Source organism: Streptomyces sp. NPDC006265, from assembly GCF_040613555.1.
Taxonomy (GTDB): domain Bacteria; phylum Actinomycetota; class Actinomycetes; order Streptomycetales; family Streptomycetaceae; genus Streptomyces.
In genome coordinates this window covers 1-7,463 of sequence record NZ_JBEXSH010000439.1, presented here as the reverse complement: position 1 = coordinate 7,463, position 7,463 = coordinate 1, and the positions used below count along the sequence as shown (strand labels likewise).

Below are 7,463 nucleotides of genomic sequence, written 5' to 3'. Positions count from 1 at the left end.
GCCCCGACCGCGAGGCGCTGTTCGAGCCGACGCGTTCGCGCACGCTGCACACGGCGGTCGGCCAATTGCCCGGCCGGAGCGGCAGCGGCACGGAGAAGCTGGTGCGCGCCTCGGGTCCCTGCCCGGAGCCGGTGCGCGTCCTGCTCGCGCCCTACGACGAGCAGTGGCTGATCCCCGACCAGCGGCTGATCGACGCGGCCCGCCCGGAGCTGTGGCGGGTGGCGGACGAGCGGCAGGTCTTCGTGGTGGAGGCGCCCGGGGCCGCCCCTCCCCTGCTCGTCACCTCGCCACTCCCGCTGCTCCGCCCCGGCCGGGTCCGCCCGCTGTTCCGCCGCCCGGGCGGTCGCGAGCCGAATCTGGCCCCGGGCCTGCCGGAGCACCTCGGCACCCGGCTGGGCGGTACCCCGGCACCGCTGGACGTGCTGGCCTGGATCACGGCCACGGCCCGCCCGGACCTCACCGTCCCGCTCACCGGGGACGCCGACGCGTGGGAGCGGGGTCTGGAGCTGGGACACCGGATGCTGTGGCTGATGCGCCGCGACGGCGAACGCCCCAAGCTGCCCGGCGGCCGCCGCCCCTACGTCCGCGCCCCGCTGCCCTCCCGGCCCGTGACGCTGCGCTACGACAGGGACGAGGAGGCCCTGTTCCTGGACGAGGGCCGCATCTCCCCGGTACCGCCGCAGGCCTGGGACTTCGAGGTGGCGGGAGTCCGCGTCCTGGAGCAGTGGTTCGGGGCCCGCGTCGCCGCCCCCGAGCCGGGCACGCTGGCGGCGATCCGCCCCGCCACCTGGCCTCAGGCCTGGACGTCGGAGCTGCTGGAGCTGATCACCGTCCTGGCGCTCCTGGCCGAACTGCGCCCCCTGGAGGAGCCGGAGCTCCCCGACCCGGTCACGGCGACGGACCTGAGCAAGGCCGGCGTCCTCCCGGTGCCGAGCGCGGCCCGCCGCCCGGCGTCGGTGCTGGAGGGGCCCGAGGAGGGCCCCGAGGGGCAACTGGCGCTGCTCTAGCGCAGCTCGGGGTCGAAGGCGTCCAATACGCGTTCGAGTGCCCGCCGGAACATCGCCTCCAGATCGACCGGCCCGCTCTGCTCCACGAAGGCCGCAGTCAGCCGCGGATACGCGCCGGTGGCGATCTGGCTGCCCAGATAGGCCATGCGGACCGCGTTCTCCTCCTCCGCCGTCCACGGCATGGAGCGGGTGCGCTCGGCGGTCGCGATCTCGTTCCCGGTGTACGTCGTCACGACGCCGTTGAGCAGCGCGATCAGCTCCGTCTTCGTGCCGGCCGGCACGTCGAGCGGTTCGAGGCAGGCCAGGCAGTGCTCCAGGTAGCGCAGGGTGTTGGGGCTGAAGCCGAACACCCCGGGCATCAGGCGCGGCACCCAGGTGTGGCGGTGCATGATCGCGCGCGTCTCCTCCGCGTTGCGGAGCATGTCGGCACGCCAGTCGCCGGTGGGCTCGACCATCTCGTGCTCGGCGCCGATGGCGTCGATCATCAGCTCGTACAGGTCCTCCTTGCGGGGGACGTAGTTGTACAGCGACATCGTGCCGCAGCCCAGCTCCGCGGCGACATGGCGCATCGTCACCCCCTCCAGCCCCTCCGCGTCGGCGATCCGCACCGCCGCCGCCGCGATGCCGGCGCGAGTGAACGCCGGTTTCGGCCCACGGCCGGTGCGCTCGGGGCGCGCCCAGATCACTTCGGGTACGGCCGCTCGGCCCGCCATCGATCATCACCTCGGCCTCCATCCTAGTTACGTACAGCGTACGTAGTGCGCTATGGTCATGCCATGACTTCTACGTACGCTGTACTTAGTGAAGGTCTGGAGAAGCGGTTCGGGGAGGTCCATGCCCTGCGCGGGCTGGACCTCGCGATCGCCGAGGGGACGGTTTGCGGGGTCCTCGGGCCGAACGGGGCGGGCAAGACGACGGCCGTACGGCTGTTGACGACACTGCTGCGGCCGGACGCGGGCTCCGCCCGGGTCGCGGGGCACGATCTCGTCCGAGAGCCCGCCGCCGTACGCGCCCGGATCGGCGTCACCGGACAGGACACCTCGATCGACGGAGACCTCACCGGCCGCCAGAACCTCCAGCTGTTCGGCCGGCTGCACCGGGTGCGCGGTCCGGCCGGCCGCACCGCGGAACTCCTCGACCGCTTCGGCCTGACCGAGGCCGCCGACCGCCCCGCGTCCACCTACTCCGGCGGCATGCGCCGCCGCCTGGACCTCGCGGCGAGCCTGATCCGCCGACCCGACGTGCTGTTCCTGGACGAGCCGACGACCGGCCTCGACCCGGCCAGCCGCACCCTCATCTGGGACGTGGTGCGCGGCCTGACCGCCGAGGGCACGACCGTCCTGCTCACCACCCAGTACCTGGAGGAAGCCGACCAACTGGCCGACGACATCGCCCTGGTGGACCGGGGCCGGGTCGCGCACACCGGGTCGCCGGCGCAGCTGAAGTCGCTCGTCGGGGCGCACGCCGAGGTCGTCGTGCCGGACGCGGACGTGCTCGCGAAGGCCGCGGGCGTGCTCGACCGGCTGACGGGCGCGCAGCCGTCGTTCGACCACGAGCGCAACGCCGTCGGCGCGGTCAGCAAGGACCCGACCCTCACGATCCCGATGCTGGTGCGCGCCCTGGACACGGCGGGCGTGCCGCTGCTCGACGTGAGCCTGCGCCCACCGACCCTCGACGACGTGTTCCTGCGCCTGACGGAGACCACGACCGAGACGACCGACGAGAAGGAGCGTGCCGCATGAGCATGCTGGCGTACGACGGGGCCGCGATGCTGGGCCGCCAACTGCTGCGGATGCGGAACAACCCTGGGCTGCTGATCCTCACCCAGTTCATGCCGATCAGCATGTTGCTGTTCTTCGGCTACGTCTTCGGCAGCGCGCTGGCGGTGCCGGGCGAGGCGTACCGGTCGTTCCTGGTGCCGGGCCTGTTGGTGGCGACCGCCTCGGGCGGGATCATGACCGGCATGTTCCAGGCGGCCGGGGACACGCACCGGGGCGTGACGAACCGCTTCCGTACGCTGCCGATGAGCCGGGCCGCCGTGCCGCTGGGGCAGGCCGCGGCGGACCTCGTTGCCACGGCCGTCGGGACCGTGCCGTTCCTGCTGGTGGGCCTCGCCGTGGGCTGGCGGGTCGAGGGGAGCCCGCTCGCGACGGTGGGGGCGTTCGCGCTGCTGATGCTGTTCCGCTTCGCGTGCACCTGGGCCGGGATCTATCTCGGCCTGCTCACCCGCAACGAGGAGGCGGCCGGCCAGCTGGGCGGTGCGACGTTCCTGCTTCCGCTGCTGTCCAGCGCCTACATCCCGACGAGCGGGCTGCCGGGGTGGCTGCGGACGGTCGCGGAGTGGAATCCGATCAGCGCGCCGGCGACGGCCCTGCGGGACCTCTTCGGCAACACGCCGGTGCCCGATGGGGCGGCCTGGCCGGTGGCCCACCCTGTCGCGGGGTCGCTGCTGTGGTGCGCTGTACTGCTCGGGGTGTTCGTGCCGCTGACCGTGCGCCAGTACGCGCACGGGGAGCGGTGAACGGGCGGCCGGAACCGCGGAGGCGGCCCCCGGTCACTGCCGGGCGGGGATGAGGCACCGACAGGGGGCGTGCCGCGCTCGGGAACACACCTGACGCCGCTGCGAGCCGCGGGGATGACGGACGACGAGTGTCGCAGCGGTGCGCCAGGGGCGGTGTGACCGCCCGAGCGCGGACCCCTACCTGCTACCGAACAGTGAGCGACGCAGCCGGCGCAGCGGCGCGAAGAGCGAGACGCGGCGCACGCGCGCGCCCCTGCCACTGCGATCGTGCGGCTGACGCGCGGTCAGTTCCCGCATCAGCGAGGTCGCCTCGACCGTCTCCCGCTGGGGGACGGCAGGGCCGCCCAGCACCGAGAGGTGGCGGTCGAGGCGCGAACTGGTCGCACCGCTCCCGCAGGTGATCGCAGGGACCCTGGCCCTGCTGCGCACTGTTATCTGATCCATGTCACTCCCCACCCGTACGAGTCCACCCGGCCCGGGCAGGTTAACCCTATCGCCCCGTCCCGGCACTCGTGTATCGCGGTCACAGGATTCACCTTCCCTATAAGGGGGTTGACGATGTATCTCCGATCACTCTCCGAATCCAACAGATTTCAGGACGAGTTGGACGATCGGCTGGGTAGTGGGCCGCGCCGATCCCCCGCTGGGCTCGACGGTCACGGCCAGTGACGTCGCGGACGGGCCCAGACCCGTTGCGACCAGGGGCGTGTCGCCCTCGAAGAGCCCGAGGGAGCGTGGTTGCGCGCCCGGGCGCATGAGCCACAACTGGTGCACGCGGCCGCCCGCGGGGGTCCCGTATCCGCCGAGGGTGACCACTGCGCTCCCCTCCGTGGCGGAAGCGACCACTCCGATGGTGCGGCCCCGTCCGTCCCGGCCACTGCTCACACGGGCGTCCGGAGCTGCCAGAACGTGGGCGATCTCACGTGAGCGATCTTGCTCGGCGGTCAGCCGGTCCTGGGTCCGGTTCGCCTGCACGGCGAACAGCGAGGCGACGACGAGGGCCGCGGCGGCGGTGGCCGTGGCGAAGGGCACGAACAGCGGGATCCGGCGCCGCTGCCGCTGGGGCGGCGGCGGCTGGGCCCCCCCGACGTGCGGCGGCAGTTGCGTCGCACTCGTCCGTGCCGGCTCGCGCGCCGCACCCTGCGGCGCCGGGTCCTGCGGAGTCGTCCGTACGGCGAGCATGACCCGGTCGCGCATCGCGGCCGGGGGCGGGGCGGTCGTGGACCAGGCGAGCCGGACGGCGTCCTCGGTCAGGGCACGCACCTCGGCGGCGCAACGGTCGCAGTCCCGAAGGTGCTTGCGGAAGCGGACCCGCTCCGGGGGCTCCAGGGCGTCCAGCGCGTAGGGCGCGGCGAGCGAGTGCAGGTCCTCGCGGCGGAAGAGGCTCATGCCACTCCTCCCAGGCACTCGCGCATCCGGGTCAGCCCGTCCCGCATGCGGGTCTTGACGGTGCCCAGCGGCAGGGAGAGCTGCTCGGCCACTTCACGGTACGTGTAGCCCTCGTAGTAGGCGAGGGTGACCGACTGGCGCTGCAGGACGGTGAGCCGGTCCAGGCAGCGGCGCACCCACTCGCGTTCGAGGCCGGCCTCGACCTCCTCGGTGACCTGGTCGAAGGCGGGCTGGTTCGCACGCAGTGCCTCGCGCTGCTCGCGCTCCCCGGCCGCCCGGGCGCTGCGTACCCGGTCGACGGCGCGGCGGTGGGCGAGCGTGAGGATCCAGGACATCGCGCTGCCCCGGCGCGGGTCGAACTTCGCCGCGGACCGCCACAGTTCGAGCAGCACCTCCTGAGCCACCTCCTCCGACTGGGCGGGGTCGCGCACCACGCGCCGTACGAGACCGAACACCGGGCCGGACACCACTCCGTACAGTTCCTCGAACGCCTTCTGGTCCCCACCTGCCACGAGCAGCAGCAGCTCGTCCGCCTCCACTCGGTCCCCCTCTCCGAGGCCGCACCGGGCCTGTCCCCTCACACGAGGCATTCGCAACGCACACACCTCCGGACGGGGTTACGGATCAGCGCGCCGAAAACGCGGGTCGCCCGGCGATGAAACAACTTTCCCCGCTCGCCGTAAGAACGTTTGAGATTCGACCAATCCGCTTCGCCGACCACTCCGAATGGCGTGTGTCAGGCAAGTTGGCACCGAGGACGGACGGCATGACACCTACCTTCAGGACCGGCGCGGGGCGCCGGAGCATCGCGACTGTGATCTGTGGTGCACTGGCCACCGGCGGGCTCGCCGCCGCCGGTGTGACCGCGCTGGCACCTGAGGAGGCCTCCGCCTCCAGCCACCGCGAGGCCCCGTTGATCTCGGGGACGCCGCAGTACGACAACACCGACGTGTACGCGTTCGTCAGCCCGGACAAGCCGGACACGACGACCATCGTCGCGAACTGGATCCCCTTCGAGGAACCGGCCGGCGGGCCCAACTTCTTCCCGTTCGCCGAGGACGCCCAGTACGACCTGCGCATCGACAGCAACGGTGACGCGCAGGAAGACCTCCTGTTCCGTTACACGTTCAAGACCCATACGAAGAACGAGAAGACGTTCCTCTACAACACGGGCCCCGTCGAGAGCCTCGACGACCCCGACCTCAACATCACGCAGACGTACGACCTCGAACTGATCAAGCTGAAGCACCTGAAGGCCGTGTCGAAGACCAAGATCGCCGACGATGTGCCGGTCGCGCCGTCGAACGTCGGCAAGGCGTCGATGCCGGACTACCACACCCTGCGCAAGCAGGCGGTCCACAAACTCGCCGGGGGTGCCCAGACGTTCGCCGGACAGGCCGACGACCCGTTCTTCCTGGACCTGCGCGTCTTCGACCTGCTGTACGGCGGGAACCTCTCCGAGGTCGGCAACGACACCCTCAAGGGCTACAACGTCAACTCGATCGCCCTCCAGGTGCCCAACAGCTTCATCACCGAGTCGCACGAGCAGCCGGTCGTCGGCATCTGGTCGACGACGCAGCGCGAGAACGCCAAGGGCTACTACTCCCAGGTCTCACGCCTCGGCAACCCGCTGGTGAACGAGGTCGTCAACCCGCTGAAGGACAAGGACAAGTTCAACGCGTCCACGCCGCGGGACGACGCCCAGTTCCTGGAGAACGTCACCAACCCGGAGCTGCCCAAGCTCATCGAGGCGATCTACAAGATCCCGGCGCCGGACGAGCCGCGCAACGACCTGGTCGACGTCTTCCTCAAGGGCGTCAAGGACCTCAACCAGCCGCCGCACGTGACGCCGTCGGAGCAGCTGCGGCTCAACACCTCGATCAAGCCGACCGCGAAGCCCAAGCGGCTGGGCGTGCTGGACGGTGACAACGCGGGCTTCCCGAACGGCCGTCGCCTCACCGACGACGTGATCGACGCCTCGCTCCAGGTCGTCGAGGGCGAGCTGCTGGGCGCGAAGAACGACCTCGGTGACGCGGTCGACAAGAATGACAAGAAGTTCGAGAAGTCCTTCCCGTACGTGGCCCTGCCGACGGAGGGTTCGCGCGGCCCGCTCGCCAAGGGCGTGGACGGCGGCAACGACGTCCGCAGCCAGCTGGGCGACGCGCTCCAGCCGGCCGGCGCGAAGGGTTCGGACGACATGCGCCTGATGGCCGCCTCCGCGGGGGCCGGCGCCGGCGGCATCGTCCTGATCGGCGCGGCCCTGATGTGGTGGCGCCGCATGCGGAACCGGGCGTACTGACCCGCTCCGCTCCCACCGACTGGCGCGGCCCGTTCCCCATCCCCCACGGCGCGGGCCGCGCCGCCGGCTCCACTCCCGCACCAGCACATCCGATCGAGGAGAGGTCATGCCTCCGCGTCCGACCGACAGCACACCGGAGAGGCCCGACGACGACCGCGCGCCGTCGACGGACCCGGAGCCCGGGATCACCGGGGAGCGGGAGGACGGCGCCAGGAGCGACTCCGGCCCTCAGCCCGGCGCCGGTCAG

At 71.7% G+C, this 7,463-nt stretch carries 8 protein-coding genes; 4 read left to right on the top strand and 4 right to left on the bottom strand.

Going from position 1 to position 7,463, the window contains the following annotated elements; genetic code table 11:
- On the top strand, window positions 1-1,007 hold a 1,007-nt coding region (locus ABZ281_RS29550; protein ID WP_356660362.1), incomplete at its 5' end, for a type ISP restriction/modification enzyme.
- Here ABZ281_RS29550 and ABZ281_RS29545 read toward each other — a convergent pair.
- A complete protein-coding gene (locus ABZ281_RS29545) occupies window positions 1,004-1,720 on the bottom strand; it encodes a TetR/AcrR family transcriptional regulator (RefSeq protein WP_356660360.1) in 717 nt (238 codons plus the stop codon). The genes ABZ281_RS29550 and ABZ281_RS29545 overlap by 4 nt on opposite strands.
- Before the next feature lie 63 nt (window positions 1,721-1,783).
- Between ABZ281_RS29545 and ABZ281_RS29540 the strand changes: the two genes are divergently transcribed.
- Entirely contained in the window at window positions 1,784-2,749 is a 966-nt protein-coding gene (locus ABZ281_RS29540; RefSeq protein WP_356660358.1) for an ATP-binding cassette domain-containing protein, read from the top strand.
- Window positions 2,746-3,528 carry an ABC transporter permease gene (locus ABZ281_RS29535; RefSeq protein WP_356660356.1) on the top strand — a complete coding sequence of 261 codons (783 nt, stop codon included), beginning with the start codon at window positions 2,746-2,748 and terminating at the stop codon, window positions 3,526-3,528. The genes ABZ281_RS29540 and ABZ281_RS29535 overlap by 4 nt, the downstream gene beginning before the upstream one ends.
- A gap of 177 nt (window positions 3,529-3,705) precedes the next feature.
- On the opposite strand, the gene ABZ281_RS29530 is transcribed toward ABZ281_RS29535, so the two are convergent.
- The 3 genes from ABZ281_RS29530 to ABZ281_RS29520 all read right to left on the bottom strand — a co-directional run bounded on the left by ABZ281_RS29530 (window position 3,706) and on the right by ABZ281_RS29520 (window position 5,456).
- Entirely contained in the window at window positions 3,706-3,972 is a 267-nt protein-coding gene (locus ABZ281_RS29530; RefSeq protein ID WP_356660354.1) for a hypothetical protein, read from the bottom strand.
- A 126-nt stretch (window positions 3,973-4,098) separates the two neighbouring features.
- Complete coding sequence (locus tag ABZ281_RS29525) at window positions 4,099-4,917, bottom strand: anti-sigma factor (protein WP_356660352.1); 819 nt, start codon at window positions 4,915-4,917, stop codon at window positions 4,099-4,101.
- On the bottom strand, window positions 4,914-5,456 hold the full coding sequence (locus tag ABZ281_RS29520) for a sigma-70 family RNA polymerase sigma factor (RefSeq protein ID WP_356660350.1): 543 nt from the start codon (window positions 5,454-5,456) through the stop codon (window positions 4,914-4,916). The genes ABZ281_RS29525 and ABZ281_RS29520 overlap by 4 nt, the downstream gene beginning before the upstream one ends.
- Window positions 5,457-5,683: 227 nt before the next feature.
- Here ABZ281_RS29520 and ABZ281_RS29515 point away from each other — a divergent pair, with 227 nt between their 5' ends.
- Complete coding sequence (locus ABZ281_RS29515) at window positions 5,684-7,216, top strand: DUF4331 domain-containing protein (protein ID WP_356660348.1); 1,533 nt, start codon at window positions 5,684-5,686, stop codon at window positions 7,214-7,216.
- The last annotated feature ends 247 nt before the right edge of the window (window positions 7,217-7,463 follow it).

Excerpts from the sequence above, each read along its gene's own strand:
- ABZ281_RS29545 (WP_356660360.1), bottom strand. The coding sequence starts at position 1,720 with ATGGCGGGCCGAGCGGCCGTACCCGAAGTGATCTGGGCGCGCCCCGAG.
- ABZ281_RS29540 (WP_356660358.1), top strand. The coding sequence starts at position 1,784 with ATGACTTCTACGTACGCTGTACTTAGTGAAGGTCTGGAGAAGCGGTTC.
- ABZ281_RS29535 (WP_356660356.1), top strand. The coding sequence starts at position 2,746 with ATGAGCATGCTGGCGTACGACGGGGCCGCGATGCTGGGCCGCCAACTG.
- ABZ281_RS29530 (WP_356660354.1), bottom strand. The coding sequence starts at position 3,972 with ATGGATCAGATAACAGTGCGCAGCAGGGCCAGGGTCCCTGCGATCACC.
- ABZ281_RS29525 (WP_356660352.1), bottom strand. The coding sequence starts at position 4,917 with ATGAGCCTCTTCCGCCGCGAGGACCTGCACTCGCTCGCCGCGCCCTAC.
- ABZ281_RS29515 (WP_356660348.1), top strand. The coding sequence starts at position 5,684 with ATGACACCTACCTTCAGGACCGGCGCGGGGCGCCGGAGCATCGCGACT.